This window comes from Methylobacterium durans (assembly GCF_003173715.1).
Classification (GTDB): Bacteria; Pseudomonadota; Alphaproteobacteria; order Rhizobiales; family Beijerinckiaceae; genus Methylobacterium; species Methylobacterium durans.
This window is the reverse complement of record NZ_CP029550.1, coordinates 111,305-136,393: the sequence shown is the minus strand read 5'-3', so window position 1 is coordinate 136,393 and position 25,089 is coordinate 111,305. Positions and strand designations below refer to the sequence as shown.

The 25,089-nt window shown below is 70.2% G+C and carries 21 protein-coding genes and 2 pseudogenes; 19 read left to right on the top strand and 4 right to left on the bottom strand.

From position 1 onward, the window contains the following. Nucleotides 1–12 precede the first annotated feature (12 nt). The 3 genes and pseudogenes from DK389_RS00535 to DK389_RS00525 all read left to right on the top strand — a co-directional run bounded on the left by DK389_RS00535 (nucleotide 13) and on the right by DK389_RS00525 (nucleotide 4,396). Nucleotides 13–696: an ABC transporter ATP-binding protein gene (locus DK389_RS00535; RefSeq protein ID WP_109886789.1), complete on the top strand. Its 684-nt coding sequence runs from the start codon at nucleotides 13–15 to the stop codon at nucleotides 694–696. A gap of 80 nt (nucleotides 697–776) precedes the next feature. Beyond that, nucleotides 777–3,366 (top strand): annotated as a pseudogene (locus DK389_RS00530) (ABC transporter permease). 262 nt (nucleotides 3,367–3,628) lie between these two features. Then, complete coding sequence (locus DK389_RS00525; RefSeq protein ID WP_109886787.1) at nucleotides 3,629–4,396, top strand: Bax inhibitor-1/YccA family protein; 768 nt, start codon at nucleotides 3,629–3,631, stop codon at nucleotides 4,394–4,396. A 79-nt stretch (nucleotides 4,397–4,475) separates the two neighbouring features. Here the strand turns inward: DK389_RS00525 and DK389_RS00520 are convergent, their stop codons facing one another. Next, the gene (locus DK389_RS00520) at nucleotides 4,476–5,228 is read right to left on the bottom strand and encodes a phosphodiester glycosidase family protein (protein ID WP_109886785.1); all 753 of its coding nucleotides are present in this window, start codon (nucleotides 5,226–5,228) and stop codon (nucleotides 4,476–4,478) included. Between the two features lie 185 nt (nucleotides 5,229–5,413). Here DK389_RS00520 and DK389_RS00515 point away from each other — a divergent pair, with 185 nt between their 5' ends. Beyond that, the gene (locus DK389_RS00515; protein ID WP_109886783.1) at nucleotides 5,414–5,962 is read left to right on the top strand and encodes a hypothetical protein; all 549 of its coding nucleotides are present in this window, start codon (nucleotides 5,414–5,416) and stop codon (nucleotides 5,960–5,962) included. A gap of 47 nt (nucleotides 5,963–6,009) precedes the next feature. On the opposite strand, the gene DK389_RS00510 is transcribed toward DK389_RS00515, so the two are convergent. After that, nucleotides 6,010–6,426: a DUF4174 domain-containing protein gene (locus tag DK389_RS00510; RefSeq protein ID WP_236960493.1), complete on the bottom strand. Its 417-nt coding sequence runs from the start codon at nucleotides 6,424–6,426 to the stop codon at nucleotides 6,010–6,012. A 134-nt stretch (nucleotides 6,427–6,560) separates the two neighbouring features. Between DK389_RS00510 and DK389_RS00505 the strand changes: the two genes are divergently transcribed. The 11 genes from DK389_RS00505 to DK389_RS00455 all read left to right on the top strand — a co-directional run bounded on the left by DK389_RS00505 (nucleotide 6,561) and on the right by DK389_RS00455 (nucleotide 18,133). Beyond that, nucleotides 6,561–7,577, top strand: a complete 1,017-nt coding sequence (locus tag DK389_RS00505; RefSeq protein ID WP_109886781.1) for an NADP-dependent oxidoreductase — start codon at nucleotides 6,561–6,563, stop codon at nucleotides 7,575–7,577. Between the two features lie 202 nt (nucleotides 7,578–7,779). Continuing rightward, nucleotides 7,780–8,310 carry a single-stranded DNA-binding protein gene (gene ssb / locus DK389_RS00500; RefSeq protein ID WP_109886779.1) on the top strand — a complete coding sequence of 177 codons (531 nt, stop codon included), beginning with the start codon at nucleotides 7,780–7,782 and terminating at the stop codon, nucleotides 8,308–8,310. Nucleotides 8,311–8,570: 260 nt separating this feature from the next. Next, nucleotides 8,571–9,248: a trna delta -isopentenylpyrophosphate transferase gene (locus tag DK389_RS00495; protein ID WP_109886777.1), complete on the top strand. Its 678-nt coding sequence runs from the start codon at nucleotides 8,571–8,573 to the stop codon at nucleotides 9,246–9,248. A 41-nt stretch (nucleotides 9,249–9,289) separates the two neighbouring features. Continuing rightward, nucleotides 9,290–11,515 carry an SF1B family DNA helicase RecD2 gene (gene recD2, locus DK389_RS00490; protein ID WP_109886775.1) on the top strand — a complete coding sequence of 742 codons (2,226 nt, stop codon included), beginning with the start codon at nucleotides 9,290–9,292 and terminating at the stop codon, nucleotides 11,513–11,515. A 167-nt stretch (nucleotides 11,516–11,682) separates the two neighbouring features. Continuing rightward, nucleotides 11,683–14,415: a DNA gyrase subunit A gene (gene gyrA, locus DK389_RS00485; protein WP_109886773.1), complete on the top strand. Its 2,733-nt coding sequence runs from the start codon at nucleotides 11,683–11,685 to the stop codon at nucleotides 14,413–14,415. Nucleotides 14,416–14,624: 209 nt separating this feature from the next. Continuing rightward, nucleotides 14,625–14,855, top strand: a complete 231-nt coding sequence (locus tag DK389_RS00480; RefSeq protein WP_109886771.1) for a hypothetical protein — start codon at nucleotides 14,625–14,627, stop codon at nucleotides 14,853–14,855. A gap of 91 nt (nucleotides 14,856–14,946) precedes the next feature. Further along, nucleotides 14,947–16,005, top strand: a complete 1,059-nt coding sequence (locus DK389_RS00475) for a zinc-binding metallopeptidase family protein (RefSeq protein ID WP_109886769.1) — start codon at nucleotides 14,947–14,949, stop codon at nucleotides 16,003–16,005. Between the two features lie 81 nt (nucleotides 16,006–16,086). Then, nucleotides 16,087–16,587 carry a pantetheine-phosphate adenylyltransferase gene (coaD, locus tag DK389_RS00470; protein ID WP_109886767.1) on the top strand — a complete coding sequence of 167 codons (501 nt, stop codon included), beginning with the start codon at nucleotides 16,087–16,089 and terminating at the stop codon, nucleotides 16,585–16,587. A gap of 51 nt (nucleotides 16,588–16,638) precedes the next feature. Next, complete coding sequence (locus DK389_RS00465; protein ID WP_109886765.1) at nucleotides 16,639–17,190, top strand: peptidylprolyl isomerase; 552 nt, start codon at nucleotides 16,639–16,641, stop codon at nucleotides 17,188–17,190. Nucleotides 17,191–17,199: 9 nt separating this feature from the next. Further along, nucleotides 17,200–17,661, top strand: a complete 462-nt coding sequence (locus DK389_RS00460; RefSeq protein WP_109886763.1) for a hypothetical protein — start codon at nucleotides 17,200–17,202, stop codon at nucleotides 17,659–17,661. Between the two features lie 13 nt (nucleotides 17,662–17,674). Continuing rightward, a complete protein-coding gene (locus tag DK389_RS00455) occupies nucleotides 17,675–18,133 on the top strand; it encodes a peptidylprolyl isomerase (protein ID WP_109886762.1) in 459 nt (152 codons plus the stop codon). 96 nt (nucleotides 18,134–18,229) lie between these two features. Here DK389_RS00455 and mobA read toward each other — a convergent pair. Further along, nucleotides 18,230–18,804: pseudogene (gene mobA, locus DK389_RS00450) on the bottom strand (molybdenum cofactor guanylyltransferase MobA). Between the two features lie 49 nt (nucleotides 18,805–18,853). Further along, on the bottom strand, nucleotides 18,854–19,987 hold the full coding sequence (locus tag DK389_RS00445; protein WP_109886760.1) for an Mrp/NBP35 family ATP-binding protein: 1,134 nt from the start codon (nucleotides 19,985–19,987) through the stop codon (nucleotides 18,854–18,856). Nucleotides 19,988–20,184: 197 nt separating this feature from the next. Between DK389_RS00445 and DK389_RS00440 the strand changes: the two genes are divergently transcribed. The 4 genes from DK389_RS00440 (at nucleotide 20,185) to DK389_RS00425 (ending at nucleotide 25,088) form a co-directional block, all read left to right on the top strand. Next, nucleotides 20,185–20,688, top strand: a complete 504-nt coding sequence (locus tag DK389_RS00440) for a pyridoxamine 5'-phosphate oxidase family protein (RefSeq protein ID WP_109886758.1) — start codon at nucleotides 20,185–20,187, stop codon at nucleotides 20,686–20,688. Nucleotides 20,689–20,832: 144 nt separating this feature from the next. Continuing rightward, nucleotides 20,833–22,125 (top strand): nicotinate phosphoribosyltransferase, encoded by a 1,293-nt coding sequence (locus DK389_RS00435; protein WP_109886756.1) that lies wholly within the window; start codon nucleotides 20,833–20,835, stop codon nucleotides 22,123–22,125. A gap of 9 nt (nucleotides 22,126–22,134) precedes the next feature. Further along, nucleotides 22,135–22,893, top strand: coding sequence for a LamB/YcsF family protein (locus DK389_RS00430; RefSeq protein WP_109886754.1), 759 nt, complete (start codon nucleotides 22,135–22,137; stop codon nucleotides 22,891–22,893). A gap of 158 nt (nucleotides 22,894–23,051) precedes the next feature. After that, nucleotides 23,052–25,088 carry an AI-2E family transporter gene (locus tag DK389_RS00425; RefSeq protein WP_109886752.1) on the top strand — a complete coding sequence of 679 codons (2,037 nt, stop codon included), beginning with the start codon at nucleotides 23,052–23,054 and terminating at the stop codon, nucleotides 25,086–25,088. Nucleotide 25,089: the final 1 nt, after the last annotated feature.

Here is a 25,089-nt window from a genome sequence, read left to right as displayed (position 1 = left end):
GGACTCCCGCTGATGTCCGGCAAGGCCATCGCCCTCTCGCAGGTGGATCTCAGCCTCGGCCGCGGGGCGGCGCGGGTGCACGTCCTGCGCGGGATCTCTCTCGACGTCGCTGGCGGCGAGGCGGTGGGCCTCGTCGGCCCCTCGGGCTCCGGCAAGTCGACGCTCCTCATGGTGATGGCCGGTCTGGAGCGGCCGGATTCCGGCGCCGTCGCGATCGAGGGGACCGATCTCGGGCGCCTCGACGAGGATGCGCTCGCCCACTTCCGGGGCCGGCGCATCGGCATCGTGTTCCAGGCCTTTCACCTCGTGCCGACCATGACGGCCCTCGAGAACGTGGCCCTGCCCCTCGAACTCGCCGACAAGCCGGACGCGCACGAACGGGCGCGGATGGAGATGGAGGCGGTCGGCCTTGGCCACCGGCTGCACCATTACCCGGCTCAGCTGTCCGGCGGCGAGCAGCAGCGCGTCGCCATCGCCCGTGCGGTGGCGCCGGATCCGGCGATCCTGGTGGCCGACGAGCCAACCGGCAATCTCGACGAGGCGACCGGCCGCCAGATCATCGACCTGCTCTTCGCCCTCAAGCGCGACCGCGGCGCGACGCTGGTGCTCGTCACGCACGATCCGGGGCTCGCTCGGCTCTGCGACCGGACCGTGCGCCTGCGCTCGGGCCGCATCGAGGAGCCCGTGGCGGCGTGAGCCAACCCAGCACATCCGCGACGTTCCCCCTCTCCCGAACGGAAGAGGCGAATCGGCTTACCCTTCGCGGAGCCGCCTGAATGCACGGCACCCTTCCGCGGGCGGCGCCCGAGCGGCGCTCTCCCCCCTCGCAGCCCGCCTGCCGCTGACGCTACGCCTGGCGTTCCGCGAACTGCGCGGCGGACTGAAGGGCTTTTCCGTCTTCCTCGCCTGCATCGCCCTCGGCGTCGCGGCGATCGCGGGCGTCGCCTCCATCTCACGTTCGCTCAGCGACGGGCTCGGGCGCGAGGGGCGGCGCATCCTCGGCGGCGATCTCAGCTACAACCTGATCAACCGCGAGGCGACGGGGCCCGAGCGCGCGGCGCTCGCGGCTGAGGGCCCGGTCAGCGTCGTGGCCTCGCTCCGCGCCATGGCGGTGGCGCCGGGCGACAGAGGGGCGGCCCTCGTCGAGTTGAAGGCGGTCGACGGCCGGTATCCGGCGGCGGGCGAAGTCGTGACCGATCCGCCGGCGCCGCTGCCCGATCTCCTCGCGCTCCGCGACGGCGCCGACGGCGCGGTCGCCGATCCGGCCCTGCTGACGCGCCTCGACCTGAAGGTCGGCGACCGCATCACCCTGGCGGGCCGGCCCGTCGCGATCCGGGCAGCCCTCGTCTCCGAGCCCGACAAAATCGCCAACGGCGTCGGGTTCGGTCCGCGCCTGATCGTCTCCGAGGCGGCCCTGCGCGGCACCGGCCTCGTCCAGCCGGGCAGCCTCAATCGCTGGAGCTACCGGCTGCAGATGCCGGGCGCCAGCGATGCCGACCTCGCCGCCGCCCTGGAGCGGGTGGCGAGGGCCGCGCCCGAGGCCGGCTGGGAGGTGCGCTCGCGCAGCAACGCCGATCCGCGCTTTTCCAAGAGCATCGAGCGGTTCACGCAATTCCTCACCCTCGTCGGGCTGACCGCTCTCATCGTCGGCGGCGTCGGCGTGGCGAACGCCGTGCACGCCTTCGTCGAGCGCAAGCGCGGCTCGATCGCGACGCTCAAGAGCGTCGGCATGCCGGGCACCGGGGTCGTCGGCCTCTACCTGACGCAGGTGATGCTGATCGCGGGCCTCGGCACCGCCATCGGGCTCGTCGTCGGCGCCCTCCTGCCGTTCGGGCTCGACGCGCTGTTTCGCGCCGACCTGCCGCTGCCCCTCGACCCGACGGTGGCCCCGGCCGAGCTGGCGCTCGCGGCCGCCTACGGGCTCCTCACCGCGCTCGCCTTCGCGATCACCCCGCTCGGGCGCGCCCACGACATCCCCGTCTCCGGCCTGTTCCGCAACGCGGTCGACCCGGCCCGCAGCGGCGTGCGCTGGCGTTACCGGATCATCCTCGTCGCGGCGCTCGCCGCCCTCGTCGGGCTCGCCCTCGCCACCGCCTTCGACCGGCGGGTCGCTCTCATCTTCATCGCGGCGGCGGGCCTCGCCTTCGGGTTGCTGCGCCTCGTGGCGCTCGGCCTGATGGCGGGCGCCGCGCGCCTGCCGCGCCCGAAGCGGGCGGCGCCCCGGATGGCGCTCGCCAACCTCCACCGTCCCGGCGCCCTGACCTCGGCGATCGTGCTGTCCCTCGGCCTCGGCGTGACGCTCCTCGTCACGCTGAGCCTGATCGACGCCAACGTCCGGCGCACGCTGACGAGCACACTGCCCGCGCGCGCGCCGAACCTGTTCTTCCTCGACATCCCGGCCGCGGACGCGGACGCCTTCCACGGCTTCCTCGGCACGGCTGCGCCGGGTGGCAAGATCGAGCGGGTTCCGATGATGCGCGGGCGCATCGTCTCCCTCGACGGACGACCCGCCGCGAGCATCCGCCCGCCGGACGACGCCGCCTGGGTTCTCGACGGCGACCGGGGCATCACCTACGCCGAGGATCTCCCGGAAGGCTCCGGGCTCGTCGAGGGCCGCTGGTGGAACGCCGAGGAGGCGAAGGGCCGCCTCGTCTCCTTCGACGCGGAGCTCGGCCGGGCTCTCGGCCTGAAGATCGGCTCAAGCGTCACCGTCAACGTGCTCGGCCGCAACGTCACGGCGACGATCGCCAATTTCCGCAAGGTCGAGTGGCGCTCGCTCGGGATCAACTTCGTGATGGTGTTCTCTCCCGGCACGTTCCGGGGTGCGCCGCACTCGGACCTCGCCACCCTCACGCTGCCCGGCGGCACCGACGCGCGCATCGAGAACGCGATCCTCCGCGACGTGGCGCGCGCCTACCCGTCCGTCACCAGCGTGCGGGTGAAGGACGCGCTGGAGGCGGTCAACGATCTCGTCGGAAAGCTCGTCCTGGCGATCCGCGGCGCCAGCGGCATCGCGGTCGCGGCGAGCCTGTTCGTGCTCGCGGGCGCCGTCGCCGCCGGCCACCGCGCCCGCCTCTACGACGCCGTCGTGCTCAAGGTGCTGGGCGCGACCCGGGGCGCCTCCTCTCGGCCTACAGCCTGGAATACGGTGCGCTCGGGCTCGCCACGGCGCTGTTCGGGCTGCTCGCGGGCTCCCTCGCGGGCTGGGTCATCGTCTCGAAGGTGATGCGGCTCGAATTCGTCCTCGACCTCTCGGGCGCACTGGTCGCGGCGGGCCTCGCCGTCGCCTTCGCGATCGTGATCGGACTCGCCGGCACGTGGCGGATCCTGGGCCAGAAGCCCGCGCCCTATCTCCGCCAGTTCTAGGGTCCGTGGCGGCCGCATTCGGCGGCCGGACCGTACAGTCCTGGGACCGGACGAGCCGAGGTTACGCAGTTTTAATCCCTGATTTAACAAAGAAAAACAGCCGTCTCGGGGCGGAAAAACCGGCTCCTGAAGCTCGGCCGGCCTCTTGTGTGCGGGAGCGCGACGCAACATATTCAGGCCCGAGGCGTCCGTGGGGCGCCAGAGGTTTTGCGTGAGCCTCGTCCTCAACCCCACGCTGAGAGAGCTTCCAAAGGAAACTCCCATGGCTTTCGACAACTCTCCCTTCCGGTACGGCGCGCAGGCCCCCGGGTACGCCGGCACCCAGGTCGAGGTCGACCAGGGGCTGCGTGCCTTCATGCTCGGCGTCTACAACAACATGGTCATCGGGCTCGGCATCTCGGGCCTCGTGGCGCTCGGCCTCAACATGGCCGCCACCGCCCAGACCGCGACCGGCCAGCTCGCGCTGACGCCGTTCGGCCAGATGCTCTATCAGAGCCCGCTCAAGTGGGTGCTGATGCTCGCCCCGCTCGCCTTCATCTTCATCTTCTCGATGCGGATGGACCGGATGTCGGCGGCCTCGGCGCGCATGACCTTCTTCGCCTTCGCGGCGGTGATGGGCGCCTCGATGTCGACGCTGCTGCTCGTGTTCACGGGCGCCAGCGTGGTTCGGGTGTTCTTCATCACGGCGGCGACCTTCGGTGGCCTCAGCCTCTATGGCTACACCACGAAGCGCAGCCTGTCGGGCATGGGCTCGTTCCTGATCATGGGCCTGATCGGCCTGATCATCGCCTCGCTGGTGAACATCTTTCTGGCTTCCAGCGCCCTGCAGTTCGCCATCTCTGTGATCGGCGTGCTGATCTTCGCGGGCCTCACCGCCTACGACACGCAGAAGCTGAAGGAGATGTTCCTCTACAGCGGCCTCGACGCGGAGGGCGCGGCCAAGATGTCGGTCAACGGCGCCCTGACGCTGTATCTCGACTTCATCAACATGTTCCAGTTCCTGCTCTCGCTGATGGGCGACCGTCGCTGAGCGACGCAGGGTTGGACGAACGAGTGACCTCGGCGCGCGAGCGCCGGGGTTTTTTCATGGCTGGATCGCGCCTGGAGGGTCAGCGGCTGACCGCGCCGACCAACGGCCCGAGCGGGCGGCTGAGGTCCGAGCGGTTGAGGGCGGGCGCGTAGAGGCTCGACACGCTGCCGTCGAGGAACAGCGCGTTGCGGCAACCGAGATCGTCCCGGAACAGACGCGCGAAGGAGCCGAAGCTGACCGGCCGCTCCGAGATCGCGAAGATCGCCGTGCGCCCGTCGTCGCGCACGCCGACGCCGTTGCGGATCTTCTGGGAGGGGCCATCCGTCGAGATCTTCGGATGGATCTGCCCCTCGATCACCAGCATCGGCCCCGATTGGGTCGCGAAATCCGGCTTGATCCGCGCCTTCAGATAGCGCCCCGTCTCCGCGACGCCGGCCCGGTCGCCCTTCACGTAGAAGATGCCGTTGGGCTTGAGGTGAAAATTGCCGGGCCCGTTCGCGGTCGAGACGCCTTTCATCTCGCGGCCCTCCTCGACGTAGAGCCCGACCGGTGCCTGCCCCTTGTCGTACATGCCCGCATTCATCGCGAAGCTGAGGCGACCGCCCTGCTTCTCGGCAAGGTTCGAGAGCGAGGAATAGGGCAGCCCGTCCGGGCCGAGCCAGAAAAGGCGCAGCCGCTGCCGCTTCAGATCGACCACGCAGATTGTGTACGCCTCGCCCTCCGCCTGAACCGAGCGGCAGGGCCCCGCGGCCGGGCCGGGCTCGGCGCGGGCGGCGGTCGCGGCGCAGATCAGGCCCGCGAGCAGGGTCGCTCGCGCGAGACTTAACATCATCGTGAGATCCCGAGGTGAAGCGGCGGTCCGAACGGGCCGGGCGCGCTTCCTCGCCCGAAAACCGGGCAATTTTCAAGCGGGGCCGGGCACCGCTGGCGGGGAGGCCGCGGCAACGCGGCCCGGGACCGTTTTCTCAACCCGGGCGTTTCTGCCAAGCGGGGGTATGGGTTGTGGGAGATCCTGAGATGATGCGCGTTGCATTGGCATCCGTCGCCCTGGCCGGGGCGCTGGCCCTCGTGCCGCTCGCGGCCGAGGCGAGGCCCGGCGGCTTCGGGGGCGGCGGCTTCCGCGGCGGCGGTTTCGGCGGTGGTGGCTTCCGCGGCGGAGGATTCGGTGGGGGTGGCTTCCGCGGCGGCGGCTTCGGCGGTGGGTTCCGGGGCGGCGGCTTCGCCGGCGGGCCTCGCTTCGGAGGCGCCGGCTTCGGGGGATACCGCGGCGGCTTCTACCGCGGTGCGGGCTTCTACCGCGGCGGCTTCGGGGGTGGCGGCTGGCGGGGCGGCTACTGGCGCCGCGGCTACGGCTACGGACTCGGCGGGTTGGGCCTCGGCGTCGGCCTGGGCCTTGCCGCGGGCGGCCTCTACGGCGGCTATTACGGCTGGCCGGGCTACGGATACGGCTACGCGCCGGTCGGCTATTACGGAGATTACGGCTACGGTGGCGGCTGCTACACGGTCCCGCGTGTGCGCTGGACGCCTTGGGGCTACCGCCGTGTCTTCGTGCAGCGCTGCTACTGAGCGGCTGCGCGGCCGGGGAGGGGCGGCGCGAGCCGCCTCTCCCGGTCTCAGCGCCGCCTCTCCCGCGCCTCGTCCCGCCGCATCGGCATCGCGTCGATCGTCGCGAACAGGCGCTCCGGCGGGATCGGCTCGGCCGATTGGAGTTTCGCGCCGCCATCCTTGCCGACGAGGACCGCCCGGAAGGCATCCGCCGGCAGGTTCAGCCGCCGCCGCAGGGCTTCGGCCTCGGCCCCGCCGCCGACCGCCTCCAGCGTGACGAGGTCGCGCTCGCCCGAACCCGCTTGCGCCGAAGCCAGGGCCTCGCGCTGCGCGCGCAGGCGCGCATCCTCCGGGACCGGCGCCGAGACCACGAGGATCCGCGACTTCCAGAGATGACCCGCCAGCGGGTCCTCGCCGGCCTTCGCGCCCTCCGCGCCCCCGGCCATCGCGAGGGCGAGCATCGTCATCCGGAAGGCGTGTCGCATCAGCGGTCTCCTGCTGCCTCCGTCTCAACGCACTGGACCCCCGCTTCGATCGCGCGGACAATCGCGGCATCGGCGCCGCATTCCGCTCTCGCCCGGCGTGGCGTCCTTGAGCGTCCGCCGAACCGGAGCCCGCCATGGCCACCGTGAACCGCCGCATCGTCCTCGCGTCCCGCCCTCACGGCGAGCCGACGCCAGCGCATTTCCGGATGGAGGAGGGGCGGATGCCGAGCCCGCGGGACGGCGAGATCCTGCTGAGGACCCGCTGGCTCTCCCTCGATCCATACATGCGCGGCCGGATGAGCGCCGCGAAATCCTACGCGGAGCCTGTCGCGATCGGCGCCGTGATGGTCGGCGAGGTGGTGGCCGAGGTCGCGTCCTCAAACAATCCGGACTTCGCGGTCGGCGACCTCGTCACGGCCTTCTCGGGCTGGCAGGATTACGCGCTCTCCTCCGGCCGTGGCCTGCGCAGGGTCGATCCCCATCTCGCGCCCCCGACGACGGCGCTCGGCATCCTCGGCATGCCGGGCATGACCGCCTATACGGGCCTTCTCACCATCGGCGATCCGAAGCCCGGCGAGACGGTGGTGGTCGCCGCTGCCGCCGGTCCCGTTGGCTCCCTCGTCGGCCAGATCGCCAAGCTCAAGGGTGCCCGCGCGGTCGGCGTCGCCGGCGGTCCGGAGAAGTGCGCCTTTCTTCGGCAGGCGCTCGGCTTCGACGCCGCGATCGACCATCGCAGCGACGACTTGGCGGACGCGCTCGCCGCCGCCTGTCCGGACGGTATCGACGTCTATTTCGAGAATGTCGGCGGCGCCGTCTTCGACGCGGTGCTGCCGCTCCTCAACAACTTCGCTCGGGTGCCGGTCTGCGGTCTCGTGTCCGGCTACAATGCTACCGAGCTCCCGCCCGGGCCCGACCGTTCACCGATGCTGATGCGGGCGATCCTGACGAGGCGGCTTCGGCTCAAGGGCTTCATCGTCTCGGATTTCGCCGACCAGGCGAGGGACTTCGCCCGGGACGTCGGCGGCTGGCTGCGGGAGGGTCGGGTGCGCTACCGCGAGGACATCGTCGAGGGTTTGGAGCAGGCGCCGGAGGCCTTCATCGGCCTGCTGAAGGGGCACAATTTCGGCAAGCTCATCATCCACGTCGCGTGAACGCGAGTGCGATCGCGGCCTTGCGCGAGGTCAGGAACAAAGATAGAACGAATGACGGATCGACGCGTGTGTTTTTCCATTGTGTTTTCCGGGGACCGGTGTCCCGCCCGCATTGCGGGTGGCCTCGCCCGGCCCCAGAACCTGACGATGGGCATGCGCCGGTCCGCGACGGCCCAGTGAGATCGACAGCAAGGAGAGAGCGATGGCGGGCAGCGTGAACAAGGTCATTCTCGTCGGCAATCTCGGGCGCGACCCGGAGACCCGGCGCCTCGCCTCGGGAGATCCGGTGGTGAACCTGCGGCTGGCGACCTCCGAGTCCTGGAAGGACAAGGCATCGGGCGAGCGCAAGGAGAAGACCGAGTGGCACTCGGTCGTGATCTACAATGAGAACCTGGCCCGCGTGGCCGAGCAGTACCTGCGCAAGGGCTCAAAGGTCTACGTCGAGGGTCAGCTCCAGACGCGCAAGTGGACGGACAATTCCGGTGCCGAGAAGTACACGACCGAGGTGGTGCTGCAGCGCTTCCGCGGCGAGCTGACGATCCTCGACGGGCGCGGCGGCGGGGCCGAGATGGGTTCCGACGAGGAGGGCGGTGGCCAGATCAGCCGCGGCGGCGATTTCGGCGGCGGCCGCTCGTCCGGCTCCGAGCGGCGCCCGGCCTCGACGGGCGGCAACGGGAACAGTGGCGGCGGCAACCGGGGCAATTACGACCTCGACGACGACATCCCGTTCTAGGATCGGATCGCCCCGCTTCAACACCGAGCCCATTCCCTCACCCGCACAGGCTTGCCGCGGCGCTGGCCTGTCGAGCGCGCCTTCTTTTCCGTTCGGGAGAGGGGGCGCGTCGTGTCTCCCGTGCCGACATGAACAGGTCGGAGCCGGCGCGGTTCGAATGAAGGCATCCGTCCGGAAGAGATGGCCCGTACCCGATCCCTTGCGCCCACCCGGACAGGCGCCCCATATCGTAACCAGAACATAAAGTGAACGTAGCCGCCATGCGGACCGCCGACAAGCAGATCGCCGACATCCTCGTGCGCTACGGCGAGCCCTTCGCGGGCAACGTCTGGCGCGTGCAGGGCACGGCTGTGATCTATCACAAGACCCTGGAGCGCATCGCCGCGCAGGCCGGCATCGCGTTCGACCCGCCGACCATCATCCGGGCCGAGCGGGACGAGGCCGTGATCCTCGTGACGGGGCGTCTGGCCGGGACGAAGCCCGGCACGGAGCGGGTCGAGTGGTCCCTCGGCGAGGCCCTGGTCAACGTGAACTACCGGGTCTCCGGCAAGCAGGCGGCCTACGTCTACGCGATGGCCGAGAAGCGAGGGAAGGACCGCGTCATCCTCAAGCTGATCGAGCTGCACGGCCTCGTCTACAGCGAGGAGGAGGCGGACGAGTTCCGGCAGACCCACGGGGTGCCGATCCGCGCGGTCGACGAGGATTTCGAGGCGGCCGACCCCTTCGACGAGGTCACGGAAGCGGAGGGCGACCTGAAGCGGCGCATCGACGAGGCGGACAGCATCAATGCGGTGACCGACCTGATGCTCGACGCCGAGACGCAGCGGATCCTCAACGGCTTCCCGGCCGGCACCCGCGACGAGGTGCGCGACTACGCCAAGGCCCGCCTCGTGGCGCTCGGCTGGCCGGGCAGGAAGGGCCGCGGCCGCGCCGCGTGAGGCGTAATGAGGATGCAGGCTGAGGTGGTATCGTGAACCGCATGGTGCGGCCTCAGGATCTCAACAGCGAACGCGGCACGGGCGCGCCCGCCGAGATCCTGGCCGGCACCGTGGAGCGGGTGACGTTCCACAATGCCGAGACCGGGTTCTGCGTCCTCAAGGTCGGCGTGCGGGGCAAGCGCGATCTCGTCCCCCTCGTCGGCCACGCGCCCGCGATCGGCGCGGGCGAGTGGATCACCGCCACCGGCCACTGGGTCTCGGACCGCGCGCACGGCCTCCAGTTCAAGGCGATCTCGCTGAAGGCGACGCCGCCGACCGGCGTCGAGGGCATCGAGCGCTACCTCGCGAGCGGCCAGATGCGCGGCATCGGTCCCGCCATGGCCAAGGCGATCGTGACGCTGTTCGGCGCGGATACGTTCGAGATCATCGAGGCCGAGCCGGGGCGCCTCACCGAGGTGCCCGGCATCGGGAAGAAGCGCGCCGAGCGGATCGTGCGGGGCTGGGCCGAGCAGAAGGCCGTGCGCGAGATCATGATCTTCCTGCACGCCCACGGCGTCGGCACGGCGCGCGCCGTGCGGATCTTCCGGACCTATGGCCACGAGTCGATCGCCGTGATGACGGAGGATCCCTACCGGCTCGCCCGGGACATCCGCGGGATCGGCTTCCGGACGGCGGACGCCATCGCGATGCGGCTGGGGCTGGAGAAGCACGCGCCCCAGCGCCTGTCGGCCGGGATCAGCTTCGCCCTGCAGACGGCGATGGACGAGGGCCATTGCGGCCTGCCCGCCGAGCAGCTGACCGCGCTCGCGGTCAAGCTCCTGGAGGTCGACGCGCAGGCGGTGCGCCTCGCGGTGGCCGGCGCGATCCGAACGGGGGAGGAGGTGATCGCAGACGACCTCGACGGGCAGCCTTGCCTCTTCCTGAAAGGTCTGCACGGGGCCGAGCGTGTCATCGCCGAGCGCCTCCTCGTGCGCGCGGCCGGCGCGCCGCCCTGGGGCGAGATCGACTTCGCGAAGGCGCTGCCCTGGGTCGAGGCCCGCACGGGCAAGACCCTCTCGCCCTCGCAGGGAGAGGCAGTGCGGCTGGTGCTGGGCGCGAAGCTCGCGGTCGTGACGGGCGGCCCCGGCGTCGGCAAGACCTCGACCCTCGACTCGATCCTGCGCATCCTCACAGCCAAGGGCGTGCGGGTGCTGCTCGCGGCCCCGACCGGCCGCGCCGCCAAGCGCATGAGCGAGCAGACGGGGCTGGAGGCGAAGACGATCCACCGCCTCCTCGAGATCGACCCGCGCAACGGCGGCTTCACCCGCAACGCGGAGAACCCGCTCGCCTGCGACCTCCTCGTCATCGACGAGACCTCGATGGTCGACGTGCCGCTGATGAACGCGCTCCTCAAGGCGGTGCCGGAAGAGGCGGCGCTCCTCCTCGTCGGCGACGTCGACCAGCTGCCTTCGGTCGGGCCCGGACAGGTGCTCGCCGACATCATCGATTCGGGTCGGGTGCCGGTCGCGCGCCTCACCGAGGTGTTCCGGCAGGCCGCCGAGAGCCGGATCGTCGTCAACGCCCACCGCATCAACCGGGGCGAGATGCCGGAATGGCCCCGCCGGGGCGATGCGAGCGACTTCTACTGCGTCGAGATCGAGGATCCGGACGAGGGCGTCGACAGGCTCGTGGAGGTGGTGACGCGGCGCATCCCGAAGCGGTTCGGCCTCGACCCGGCCCGCGACGTGCAGGTGCTGACGCCGATGATCCGCGGCTCGCTCGGATCGCGCAACCTGAACCACGCCCTGCAGCGCGTCCTCAACCCGGATCCGCCAGCCGAAGTCGAGCGCTTCGGCTGGCGCTTCGCCCCCGGCGACCGGGTGATGGAGACGCAGAACGACTACGACCGGGAGGTCTTCAACGGCGATCTCGGGCGTGTCTGCGGCATCGACGCGGAGGAAGGCGTCCTCAGGGTCGATTTCGAAGGCCGGGTCGTGGAATACCCCTTCGCCGAACTCGACACGCTGGTGCCGGCCTTCGCCACCACGATCCACAAGAGCCAGGGCTCCGAGTACCCCGCCGTCGTGATCCCCGTGACGACGCAGCACTGGACCATGCTCGCCCGCAACCTGCTCTATACGGGCGTCACCCGCGGCCGCAGCCTCGTGGTGCTGATCGGCCAGCGCAAGGCCATCGCGATGGCGGTGCGCGGAACCCGGGCGCGGGCACGTTTCACCAAGCTGCGCGCATGGCTCGAGGCGGGTGCGGGAGACCTGCGGCTCGGTTGACGACAGGGGCAGAAGTCCTTGCTTATCGGCCCCGTGATGATTAATTAACCACCTGATATCATTCGTATTCCCGATGGCCGCGATGCGCCGGAGCGTCAGCTCCGCCGCGAGGCGCCGCGGCCCTGGCTGGGGGCCCCGATCCGGGACCCGCGAGACGGAACAAGATCTTGGCAGACAACACCGATCAGGGTGCCGGCGCGCCCCCGCCCGCCACGGACATCAAGCCCGTTTCCATCACCGACGAGATGCGCCGCTCCTACCTCGATTACGCGATGAGCGTGATCGTGAGCCGCGCGCTGCCCGATGCGCGCGACGGCCTGAAGCCGGTGCACCGGCGCATCCTCTACTCGGCCTTCGAGTCGGGGCACCTGCCCGAACGGAAATACGTGAAGTCCGCCCGCATCGTCGGCGACGTGATCGGTCTCTACCATCCGCACGGGGACCAATCGATCTACGACGCCTTGGTGCGCATGGCGCAGGATTTTTCCATGCGCCTGATGCTCATCGACGGGCAGGGCAATTTCGGCTCCGTCGACGGCGACCCGCCGGCGGCCATGCGCTACACGGAGTCGCGCCTCGCCAAGCCCGCCACCGCGCTCCTGACCGACATCGACAAGAATACCGTCGATTTCGGACCGAACTACGACGAGTCGCGCGAGGAGCCCACTGTCCTCCCGGCCCGCTTTCCGAACCTGCTGGCCAACGGCGCCGGCGGCATCGCCGTGGGCATGGCGACGAACATCCCGCCCCACAATCTCGGCGAGTTGATCGACGCGTGCGTCGCGCTCCTCGACGATCCGGCGATCACCATCGAGGGCTTGAACGAGATCGTGCCCGGCCCCGACTTCCCGACGGGCGGCCTCATCATCGGGCGGGCCGGCACGCGCCAAGCCTACGCCACGGGCCGCGGCTCCATCATCATGCGGGCGAAGTCGCACGTCGAGGAGCTGCGCAAGGAGCGCGAGGCCCTGATCTTCACCGAGATCCCGTATCAGGTGAACAAGGCGACGCTGATCGAGAAGATCGCCGAGCTTGTGAAGGAAAAGCGCGTCGAGGGCATCTCGGACCTGCGCGACGAATCCGACCGCGACGGCATGCGGATCGTGATCGAGCTGAAGCGCGACGCCATGGCCGACGTGGTGCTGAACCAACTCTACCGCTACACGCCGCTGCAGACCTCGTTCGGCGCCAACATGGTGGCGCTGAACGGTGGGCGGCCGCAGCTCCTCAACCTCAAGGACCTGCTGCAGGCCTTCGTCGACTTCCGCGAGGAGGTCGTCTCCCGCCGCACCAAGTTCCTGCTCGGCAAGGCTCGCGAGCGCGCCCACGTCCTGTGCGGCCTCGCCATCGCGGTCGCCAACATCGACGAGGTGATCCGCCTGATCCGCACCTCGCCCGACCCGAACACGGCGCGCGAGGCGCTGATGGCCCGCGACTGGCCGGCCCACGACATCGCGCCGCTGATCGCCCTCGTCGACGATCCGCGCCACCGCGTGGCCGATGACGGCACCTACCGCCTCTCCGAGGTGCAGGCGCGCGCGATCCTCGACCTCCGACTGCAGCGCCTGACCGCCCTCGGCCGCGACGAGATCGGCGACGAGCTGAAGACGCTCGCCGACGAGATCGCGGACTATCTCGACATCCTGCGCTCGCGCGCCCGCATCCAGGGGATCGTCAAGACCGAGCTCGCCGACGTGCGCGCGCAATTCGCCACGCCCCGCAAGACCGAGATCGTCGATTACGATTCGAGCGTCGAAGACGAGGATCTGATCCAGCGCGAGGACATGGTCGTCACCGTGTCCCATGCCGGCTACGTCAAGCGCGTGCCGCTCTCGACCTACCGGGCCCAGCGCCGCGGCGGCAAGGGCCGCTCCGGGATGAGCACGCGCGACGAGGATTTCGTGACGCGGCTGTTCGTGGCCAACACCCACACGCCGGTGCTGTTCTTCTCCGATCAGGGCCAGGTCTACAAGGAGAAGGTCTGGCGCCTGCCGGTGGCCGCCCCGAACGCCCGCGGCAAGGCGCTCGTCAACATCCTGCAATTGCAGGCGCAGGGCGAGCGCATCACCACGATCATGCCGCTACCGGAGGACGAGGCGTCCTGGGAGGCGCTCGACGTCATGTTCGCGACCGCGAGCGGAAGCGTGCGCCGCAACAAGCTGTCTGACTTCGTGCAAGTGAACCGCAACGGCAAGATCGCCATGAAGCTCGATCCGGGCGACCACATCGTCCACGTCGAGATCTGCCGGCCCGACCAGAACGTCCTCCTCACCACGGCGGAGGGCCAGTGCATCCGCTTCCCCGTCGAGGACGTGCGCGTCTTCAAGGGCCGCGATTCTACGGGCGTGCGCGGCATCAACCTCGGCCAGGACGACCGGGTCATCTCGATGACCATCCTGAACCATTTCGAAGCGTCGCCCGAGGAGCGGGCCGGCTATCTCAAGATGCGCCGGGCGATCATCGGCGACGGCGCCGAGGCCGAGGAGAGCGGGGTGGAGGACGAGGGCGTCGCGGAGGCGTCCGCTATCTCGCCGGAGCGCTACAGCGAGATGAGCGCTCACGAGCAGTTCGTGCTGACCCTGTCCGAGCGCGGCTTCGGCAAGCGAAGCTCCTCCTTCGAGTACCGGGTCTCCGGACGCGGCGGCAAGGGCATCACGGCGATGCGGGTGAACGCCCGCAACGGCAGCCTCGTCGCCTCCTTCCCGGTCGAGGCATCAGACCAGATCATGCTCGTCACGAACGGCGGCCAGCTCATCCGCGTGCCGGTGGACGACATCCGCATCGTCGGCCGGGCCTCGCAGGGCGTGACCGTGTTCAACACGGCCAAGGACGAGCGCGTCGTCTCGGTGGAGCACATCGAGGGCGAGGACGAGTCGGACGACGAGGCGGCCGCAATCTGAGGACGGGAATCGGTACCCCCGCCGCTTCGAGCCTGCGAAGCGGCGGGGGCACAAACCGGAGGCGTGCCGAAAATTGAGGCAGCCGTCCGGTCCCACCCCCGGTTTCGTCAAAGGATTCTCTACGAATTGCCTCTATTGCACGGTGTTGTGAAGGGGCGCGGAAGCGACCGCGCTCATCTGTCCTCACACCGCGCAAGGGGTCGGTTCACGTGTATTTTCAGGTCAGCGCCATCGATCGGTCCCGCTCCGTCACCTTCCAGCGGGCCTCGATGACGGACGCCCTTGAGAAGGCCCTCGGCCTCCTGGGCAGCGGCCTCACCGAGGTCACGATCACCCACCCGGACGGGGCACGCCACACGCCGACCGAGTTCCTCGCCGCGTATCGCTCCGCGCAGGAGCGGCGCCCGGCCCAGGCCGGCCTGCGCGCCCGGGCCGCCTGAACCGCCCGCCGGCCGGAACCGGCGGCGCCTCGTGCCCTTTCCTGCACGCCTCCTGCATGGAGGCGGGGACACGGCGAGACGAGGCCCCTCCATGAAGCTGTTCCGATGCCAGTCCTGCGGCAACATCCTGTACTTCGAGAACCAGACCTGCGAGCGCTGCAGGCACAGGCTCGCTTATCTCCCCGAGACGGGCACGCTCTCGGCGCTCGAGCCCGCGGGCGGCAATGCCTGGACCCCACTCGCAATTCCTGACCGGCCGAGTCTGTTCTGCACGAACGCGGAGCACGATGCCTGCAACTGGCTGGTCCCGCCGGGCTCGAACGACGCGTTCTGCCTGGCCTGCCGCCACAACGGCACCATCCCCGACGTCGCCGATCCCGCCAATTTGCTGGCGTGGCAGCAGATGGAATTCGCCAAGCACCGGCTGTTCTACACGCTGCTGCGCTGGAACCTGCCCCTGAAGACGCGCGCCGAGGATCCGGAGCACGGCCTCGTCTTCCATTTCCTCGCCGACCCGCCGGCAGAGGGCCCGAAGGTGATGACGGGGCACGACAACGGCGTCATCACGATCGCCCTCGTCGAGGCGAACGACGCCGAGCGCGAGACGCGCCGCCACGCAATGGGCGAGCCCTACCGTACCCTGATCGGGCATTTCCGCCACGAGGTGGGCCACCATTACTGGGACATCCTCGTGCGGGACCAAGCTAAGCTCGACGCCTGCCGCGCGGTCTTCGGAGATGATTCCGAGGATTACGAGGCGGCGCTGAAACGCCACTACGCGGACGGCACGCCGCCCGACTGGCAGGAGCGCTACGTTTCGGCCTACGCGACGACGCATCCGTGGGAGGATTTCGCCGAGACCTGGGCGCATTACCTCCACATCGTCGACACCCTGGAGATGGCGAGCGCCTTCGGCCTCGAGGTCAACCCAGCCGTCGACACGAACCGCGAGATCTCGGCCAAGATCGATTTCGACCCCTACGCCGCCGTGAGCGTCCAGCAGATCGTCGATGCGTGGCTGCCCTTCGTCTTCGCGATCAACAGCGTGAACCGCGCGATGGGCATCAGCGACCTCTACCCCTTCGTCCTGGCGCCCGCCGTGGTGAGGAAGCTCGGGTTCGTCCACGACCTCGTGCACGGCCACGTCTGACGGCCCGAGGCACCGGGCAGGCGTCGGCGACGGTGTGGCAGCGGTTCCGTTCGCGGACAAAATGCTCTACGCCCACGGGCGATGATCCGAACCGCCCTCTACGCCGGCTCCTTCGACCCGGTCACGAACGGCCACCTCGACGTGGTCCGGCAGGCCTGCCGGCTGGTGCCGAACCTCGTGATCGCGATCGGGGTGCATCCGGGCAAGGCGCCGCTCTTCACGGCGGAGGAGCGCGCCGAGCTCCTGCAGGAGACCTGCGCGCCGCTCGCCGCCGAGGCGGGGACGGCGCTTGAGATCGCGACCTTCGCCGATCTCGCGGTGAGCGCTGCCCGCCGCTTCGGAGCGAACCTGTTCATTCGCGGCCTGCGCGACGGCACCGATCTCGACTACGAGATGCAGCTCGCCGGCATGAACGCCGCGATGGCACCCGAGGTGCAGACCGTGTTCCTGCCGGCCTCGATCCAGGTCCGGCCGATCACCGCGACCCTCGTCCGGCAGATCGCCGCGATGGGAGGCGACGTCGCGCCCTTCGTGCCGCCGAGCGTGGCCGAGCGTCTGAAGGCGCGCTTTTCCGGGGCTTGAGCCCCCACGACACCGACACGACACCGACGATCCTTGGGAGAGACCTCGCCGATGAACCGCCGCCACGCCGTCCTCGCGCTCGCGCTGAGCGCCTTCCTCGGCGCCACCCCCGCGGCCCGCGCCGCCGACGACAACACCGTCTTCCTCGACACCAAGGACGGGCGCGTCACGATCCAGCTGCGCCCCGACCTCGCGCCGAAGCACGTGCAGCAGATCAAGACGCTGGTCGGCCAGGGCTTCTACAACGGGCTGAAGTTCCACCGCGTCATGGAAAGCTTCATGGCCCAGACCGGCGACCCGAACGGCAACGGCACCGGCGGCTCCAGCCTGCCGAACATCCCGGCGGAATTCTCCTCCGCCTCGTTCACCCGCGGAACCGTCGGCATGGCCCGTTCGAGCGACCCGAACTCGGCGAACTCGCAATTCTTCATCTGCCTCGCCGACGCGCCGTTCCTCAACGGCAAGTACACGGTGGTCGGCACCGTCACGGGCGGCATGGAGGCAGTCGACAAGATCAAGAAGGCGGAGCGCAACGCGCCGGGCGGCGCCGTGCAGAACCCCGACAAGATCGTGACCATGCAGCTCGCCGGGCCGGCGCGCTAAGGCGAGCGGGTGCGGACGGCGCTCGCGCTCCTCGTGATCGGCACCGGCTTGCCCGGTGCGGCAAGCGGGCAGAGCGCGGAGATCTTGCAGCCGCCGCTCGCACTGCCGGAGACGCTCCAGGGCACCGTCCGGGTGCCGCTCGGGCAGGCGCCGTCCGGGCCCGCCGACACCCTGGCGTCCCTGTTTCCGGCTCTCGCCGCCTGCTGGACCTTGCCACCGGGGCTCGACGGGCTGAAGGACCTGCAGATCACGGCGCGCTTCGCGCTGCGCCTTGACGGAACGCTCATCGGGACGCCCCGCATCACCTTCACGGCGGGCACGCCCGACGCCGCCGCCAGGCTCGGCCTGGAGCGGGCGACGCTGACATCGATCCGGCATTGCACGCCGGCTCGCATAACTCCCGCCCTGGGGCGGGCCATCGCGGGGCGCCCCCTGGCGCTCCGCCTGATCGATCGGGGACCAGAGAGGTAGAGGAGTACCCATCATGGCCGACAACGAGACCATCGTCCTGGAGACCACCAAAGGCCGCGTCGTGATCGCGCTGCGTCCCGACCTCGCGCCGAACCACGTCGAGCGCATCAAGACGCTCGCCACACAGGGCTTCTACGACGGCGTGCCCTTCCACCGCGTGATCGACGGCTTCATGGCCCAGACCGGCGACCCGACCGGCACCGGGTCGGGCGGCTCCGAACTCCCCGACCTCAACGCCGAGTTCAACAGCGAGCCGCACGTGCGCGGGACCTGCTCGATGGCGCGGACCAACTTCCCGCATTCGGCGAACTCGCAATTCTTCATCTGCTTCGGCGATGCCCGCTTCCTCGACAAGCAGTACACCGTCTGGGGCAAGGTCATCGAGGGCATGGAGGTGATCGACACGATCAAGCGCGGCGAGCCCGTGCGCGATCCCGACCGCATCGTGAAGGCGACCGTTGCCGCGGCCTGAGGCCGAACGGGCACATCTCGAAACCCCGCCGTCCCGGGACCCGCACGAGGCGGTTCCGGGATGGCGCGCCGCGCCGCCACCGAAAGGGGCGTTCGGCTACCCTTGCGCGATCCGCGCGAGCACGGCCGTGGCGAGGTCGAGATCCTCCGGCGTGTTGATGTTGAGGAACGGGTCGACCGGCTCGATCGGCCAGTCCACCGGCACCGCTCCGTGGCGGGCCAGATAGGCGCCGACGCGGCGCTCGTCGCGCTCGACGAGCGCCGCGCGCAAATCCTCCCCGAGCGAGACCGCCCAGAGCGCCACCGTGAAGTGCTGGCGGCCGCCCGAGGCCGCCACCGCGATCGGAGCGCCACTCGCGCGCCGGGCGGCGGCGAGGCGCGCCACGAGATCGTCCGGGAGGAAGGGCGCGTCACCGGTGACGCTCGCGACCTCGGCCACCGCCGGGTGATGCGCCCGCGCGTGATCGAGCGCGGCGAGGATGCCGGCGAGCGGCCCCGGATGGCCCGAAACTCCGTCCGGCACGATCACGCCCGGAAAATCCCCGAACCGGGCCGGATCGCCGTTGGCGTTGAGGATCAGCCCGGCCGGACATTGCGGGCCGAACCGGCGCACCACCCGGTCGAGCAGCGTGCGCCCGGCCAGCACCCGCAGCGGCTTGTCGCCCCGCCCATGCGCCGGGAGAGGCCGCCTGCCAGGATGACGCCCAGCGTCGTCACCGGCTCACTCGATGACGATCTTCGGCGCAGCCCGTCCCGCCGGTGCGCCCGCCAGGTTACCCCAGAGCCGCTCCGCGATCCCGCGGTAGACCGTCGCCTGCGGTCCGTCCGGATCTGTCGCCACGACGGGGCGGCCGGAATCCGAGGTCTCGCGGATTGTCATGTTGAGCGGCACCTCGCCGAGGAAGGGCACGCCGAGGCGCTCGGCCTCCTCGCGGGCGCCGCCGTGGCCGAAGATGTGCGAGGCCTCCCCGCAATGGGGGCAGATGAAGGTCGCCATGTTCTCGATCACGCCGAGGATCGGCACAGCAACCTTCTTGAACATCGTGACGCCGCGGCGGGCGTCGATGAGCGCCAGGTCCTGCGGCGTCGAGACGATGACGGCGCCCGACAGCGGGGTCGCCTGCGCCATGGTGAGCTGTGCGTCGCCGGTGCCCGGCGGCATATCCACGAGGAGCACGTCGAGCTCGCCCCAGGCGACCTCGCGCAGCATCTGCGTGATGGCCGACTGCACCATCGGGCCGCGCCAGATCATCGCGGATTCGGGCTCGATCAGGAAGCCGATCGACATCACCTTGAGCCCGTAGCCCTGCATCGGCTCGAGCGTCCGCCCCTCGATCACCCGCGGCTTGCCGGACAGGCCGAAGAGCTTGGGCACGGAGGGGCCGTAGATGTCGGCGTCGAGGAGGCCGACCTTGAGGCCCTGCGCCTGCAGGGCGAGCGCGAGATTGCAGGCGGTGGTGGACTTGCCAACGCCGCCCTTGCCGGAGGCCACCGCCACGATGTGGCGCACGCCGGGCAGCGCCGGTCCGGGACCGGGGGCCGCGCCCCGCGGCGGGGGCGTCGCCGGCCGCTGGGGCGGCCCGCCGGGGGCCGGCGCATTCGGGCCGCGCTCCGAGGTCAGGCTCGCGAAGACGCCCGCCACGCCGGGAATGGCGAGAACGGCCCCCTCGGCCTTGCGGCGCAGCGGCTCGAAACGCTCCGCCTCGCTCGGGTCGACGAGAATCGAGAACATGACCCTCTGGCTCGGGTCGACCACCACCTGCGAGAGGCGGCCGGAGCCGGGCAGGGTGGTGCCTCCGGCATCGACCGTCACGGTCGCGAGCGCCTTCAGCACGTCGTCGCGGGTAATCGCCAAGGGCAGGGCTCCTCAATGCGCGCCGATGACGGGGCCGCCTCGCCCCGCCGCCGTCCCTGTCCATGTACGCGCCCGCGCCGGAAACACCAGCCCGCGCAGCGGCCGGAGCCCTCCGAAACCATCGCGGGCCTTGTCCGTTGTCGACACGATCTCGGGACGCCCCGGACGGCGTCCCGCCACGTTGGAGACATCCCCCCATGCATCAGGGCAACCATCGCGACCACGAGGGCGCGCAGAAGCTGTTCGACCTCATCAAGGACATCAAGGTGGCGATGATGACCACCGCCGACCCGGACGGGAAGCTCTACAGCCGCCCGATGTGGTGCCAGGACGCGGACGAGGTCGGCGACCTGTGGTTCTTCAGCAAGCTTCACTCGCCCAAGACCGCCGAGATCTCGAAGGACAACCAAGTCAACCTGGCCTATTCCGATCCGAGCGCGCAGACCTACGTCTCGGTGGCCGGCAAGGCGGAGATCGTCACCGATCAAGCGGTGATCGACGCCAAGTGGAATGAGAGCCTGAAGACCTGGTTCCCCAACGGCAAGGACGACCCGGAGGTAGCCCTCATCCGCGTGCACCCGGAGAAGGGCGAGTACTGGGACAGCCCGAACGCCACGATGCTGCACCTCTACGGCTACGTGAAGGCCGCCGTGACCGGCGAGAGCCCGAAGACGGAGAGCGCGAAGGTCGATCTGCGCTGAGCCTAGCGTCCCGCAAGTTCGAACCGGGCGGCGCCTCTTCAGCGGAGGCGCCGCCCGCTTCGCGACGGGACGCGCGATTGACTTTGCGGGCGCCCTCGCGGCCATTCGGAGGCAGCCTCGGCAACGGACTGGCCCCGGACGGACATGATCGACCTCGCCGCGCGGGTCTACAATCACACCTGGAAGATCGACCCGATCGTCCGGTCGCTGCTCGATACCGACTTCTACAAGCTCCTGATGGCGCAGACGATCCTGCGCCGCCATCGCGACACCCACGTCACCTTCGGCATCCAGAACCGCTCGCGCAACGTGCGCATCGCCGACATCGTCGATGCGGGCGCGTTGCGCGAGCAGCTCGACCACGCCCGCTCGCTCCGCCTGACTCGGGGGGAATCGACCTGGCTCCGGGGTAACGCCTTCTACGGGCGCCGCCGGATGTTCTCCGCGGAGTTCATCGAGTGGATGGAAGGCTTCCGTTTGCCCGAATACGAGCTCGAGGCGCGCGACGGGCAATATGTGCTGACCTTCCACGGGCCCTGGCTCGAGACCACGATGTGGGAGGTGCCGGCGCTCGCGATCCTGAACGAGCTGCGCTCCCGCGCGGTCCTGCGGGGCATGGCCAAGTTCGAGCTGCAGGTGCTGTATGCCCGCGCCATGACGCGGGTGTGGGAGAAGATCGAGCGCCTGCGCAAGCTCCCCGACCTATCGATCGCCGATTTCGGCACGCGGCGGCGCCACGGCTTCCTCTGGCAGGATTGGTGCGTCGAGGCGATGAGCGCCGGGCTCGGGCCGCGCTTCCTCGGCACCTCGAATTGCCTCATCGCGCTGCGCCGGGAGGTCGAGGCGGTGGGCACCAACGCCCACGAATTGCCGATGGTCTACGCGGCGTTGGCCGACGACGACGAGGCCCTGGCCCGCGCGCCCTACGAGGTCCTGCGGGACTGGCAGCAAGATTACGCGGGCAATCTTCTGGTCGTGTTGCCGGACACCTACGGCACGACGGGTTTCCTCGCGAAGGCGCCCGATTGGGTGGCGGGCTGGACCGGGATGCGGATCGACTCGAAGGAGCCGATCGCGGGCGGCGAGGAGGCGATCGCGTGGTGGCGCGATCATAACAGCGACCCGGCGACGAAGCTCGCGATCTTCTCCGACGGGCTCGACATCGCGGAGATCGAGCGCATCCACGCCCATTTTCACGGCCGGATTCGCATCGGCTACGGCTGGGGCACGCTGCTGACCAATGATTTCCGCGGCCTCGTGCCGGGCGGCGGTCTCGATCCGATCTCGATCGTCTGCAAGGTCATCGCGGCGAACGGGCGCCCGGCCGTGAAGATCTCGGACAATCCGACCAAGGCGATCGGCCCCGCCGAGGAGATCGCGCGCTACGAGCGGGTGTTCGGGACCGGCGGGCAGGTGGCCGCGCCGGTGGTGGTCTAGGATCACGCGATGCGCATCGACCTCAACAGCGATCTCGGCGAGGGCTTCGGGCCCTGGCGCATGGGCGACGACGCGGCGATGCTCGACATCGTCACCTCGGCCAACGTCGCCTGCGGCTTCCATGCGGGCGACCCCGGCATCATGGTCGAGACGGCGCGCGCCGCGAAGGCGCGCGGCGTGGCGCTCGGCGCGCATCCGGGCTTCCACGACCGTGAAGGCTTCGGGCGCCGGGTGATCCCGCAGGATCCGGCCGAGATCGAGCAGGCGGTGGCCTACCAGATCGGAGCGCTTCAGGGCTGCGCGGCACTCGCCGGCCACCGGGTCAGCTACGTGAAGGCGCACGGTGCGCTCGCCAACCTCGCCAATGTCGAGGATTCGGTCGCGGCCGCGATCGCCCGCGGTGTCCACGCGGTCGATCCCGGCCTCATCCTGATGGTGATGCCCGGCCTGCCCGCCGAGCGGGCGGCGCTCGCCCTCGGCCTGCCCGTGGTGCGCGAGATCTACGCCGACCGCGCCTACGCGGAGGACGGCCGCCTCGTACCGCGTTCCGAGCCGGGCGCCGTGATCCACGAGGCGCGAGCCGCGGCCGCGCGCGTTCTGCGGATGCTAGAGGCGGGCGCCGTCGAGACACGCACGGGCGGATGGATTCCGGTCGCCATCGACACGGTCTGCGTCCACGGCGACAACCCGGCCGCCGTCGCGATGGCGAGGGCCGTCCGCGCGCAGCTCGAGGCGGCCGGCCACACGCTCGCGTCCTTCGCCGCCTGAACCCGTCCGGCCCAGACCTCACAGGCGGGGCGCTTGCTCACGAATCCGTGACAACTGGGCCTCCGACCAGGGATCGTTTGCGGCCTCCCGCCGTTCCTCACGCTGCGATGCCCGCCCCCGCGGTGCAGCGCACGCGTCGCGTTCGAGGCGGGAACGGAATGGCCAGGAATTCGAGTCCCGAGGCACCCCTCATCCCGCCACGCCCGACCCGGATCGCCGCCGCCGAGACGCCGAAGGCCGCGCTCGCTTCGCCCATCGTGATCGCGGGCGTGATCGTCGCAGCCCTCTATTTCGGGCGCGAGATCTTCATCCCGATCGCCATCGCGGTGCTGTTCTCCTTCGTGCTGGGGCCGCTCGTCGATCTGCTGCGCCGCCTGCGCCTCGGCCGGATCATGGCGGTGGCGATCGCGGTGGCCACAGCGCTCGGGATCGTGGCGGCGTTGAGCACGCTGATCGGCGTCCAGGTCGCCGACCTCGCGGGCGACGTGCCGCGCTACCGCGAGACGATCGAGCGCAAGGTCGAGGGGCTGAAGGGCAGCGCTGTCGGGCGGGCGACGGACTACGTCGCCAATATCGGCCGTGCGATCCATCAGGCCGGCAGCGAGGGGGACGCGGCAGGGAACAAACCGGCCCCCTCCGCCTCCGGCCCCGAGAAGCCGGACGAGAAGGCCGTCCTCGTCGAGATGCGCGAGCGTCCGCCGGGCCCTATCGAGACGGCCGGCACGCTCCTGGCGCCGGTGATAAAGCCCCTCGCCACCACCGGCATCGTCTTCGTGGTGCTCCTCTTCATCCTGATGCAGAAGGAGGACCTGCGCGACCGCATGATCCGGCTCGCCGGCTCCAGCGACCTGCACCGGACCACCGTTGCGATGGACGACGCCGCGCGGCGCCTCAGCCGCTACTTCGTGGTGCAGCTCGCGCTGAACGCCGGATTCGGCGTCGTAATCGGCGCCGGCCTCTACCTGATCGGGGTACCCAACCCGGTCCTGTGGGGCATCTTCTCGGCGCTGATGCGGTTCGTGCCCTATGTCGGCGCCTTCCTCTCGGCGCTGTTCCCGCTGGCGCTCGCCGCCGCGGTGGATCCCGGCTGGAACATGGCGGTCGCCACCGCGATCCTGTTCGTGGTCCTGGAGCCCATCGTCGGTCACATCATCGAGCCGATGCTCTACGGGCAATCGACCGGGCTGTCGCCCTTCGCGGTGCTGGTCTCGGCCCTGTTCTGGACTTGGCTTTGGGGGCCGGTCGGGCTCCTGCTCTCGACCCCGCTCACCGTCTGCCTCGTCGTGCTCGGCCGCCACGTCGACCGGCTCGAATTCCTCGACGTGCTGTTCGGCGACCGGCCGGCGCTGACGCCCGTCGAGAATTTCTACCAGCGCATCCTCGCCGACGACCCGGAGGAGGTGCAGGAGCACGCCGACCTGATCCTGCAGGAATGCTCGCTCTCCGCCTATTACGACGAGGTCGTGATGCGCGGCCTGGAACTGGCCGCCCGCGACGCCGCCCGCGGGGTGTTGACGCCTGAGCAGAAGACCGCGATCCGCGCCTCCGTGACCGAGCTCGTCGCGGAGCTGTCCGCCCGCTCCGACGAGACGCCGGAGGCGCCGGCAGCCGCGGCCCACCGCCTCGTGACGGGCGGCGAGCGCAACGCTCCGGCCTGCGGCCGCGAGCCGATCACCCCCGCGCCGGGCTCGCTCGGCGAGGCGTGGCGGCGCGAAGGGGCGGTCCTCTGCGTCGCCGGGCGCGGCTTCGTCGACGGGGCGGCCGCCACGATCCTCGCCCAGCTCCTGGAGAAGCGCGGCATCGGCACGAGGATCGTGCCGTTCTCCGACGTGGCGCGCGCCCGCATCGATGCCTTCGATCCCGGCCCCGCACGGATCGCCTGCATCATCTCCCTGGCGATCAGCGGCGAGCCGACCCACCTGCGCCGCCTCGTCGAGCGGCTGCGCCGACGGATGCCGCAGGTGCGGATCGTCGCCGGCCTCTGGCAGGCCGACGACGAGATCCTTGAAGACGCGGCGCGCCTCGCCGCCCTCGGCGCCGACGAGAACGTCATCTCGCTGCGTACGACGGTGGAGGCGGTCCTCGCCGCAATCGAGGCCGAGCCGCGCGCCCTGTCGTCCGGCCGTGTGGCGGCTCTCTCGGCAAACGGGCGCTCCGAGCCCGATCGGGCACCCTCCGACCTCGCGGGGGCTTGAC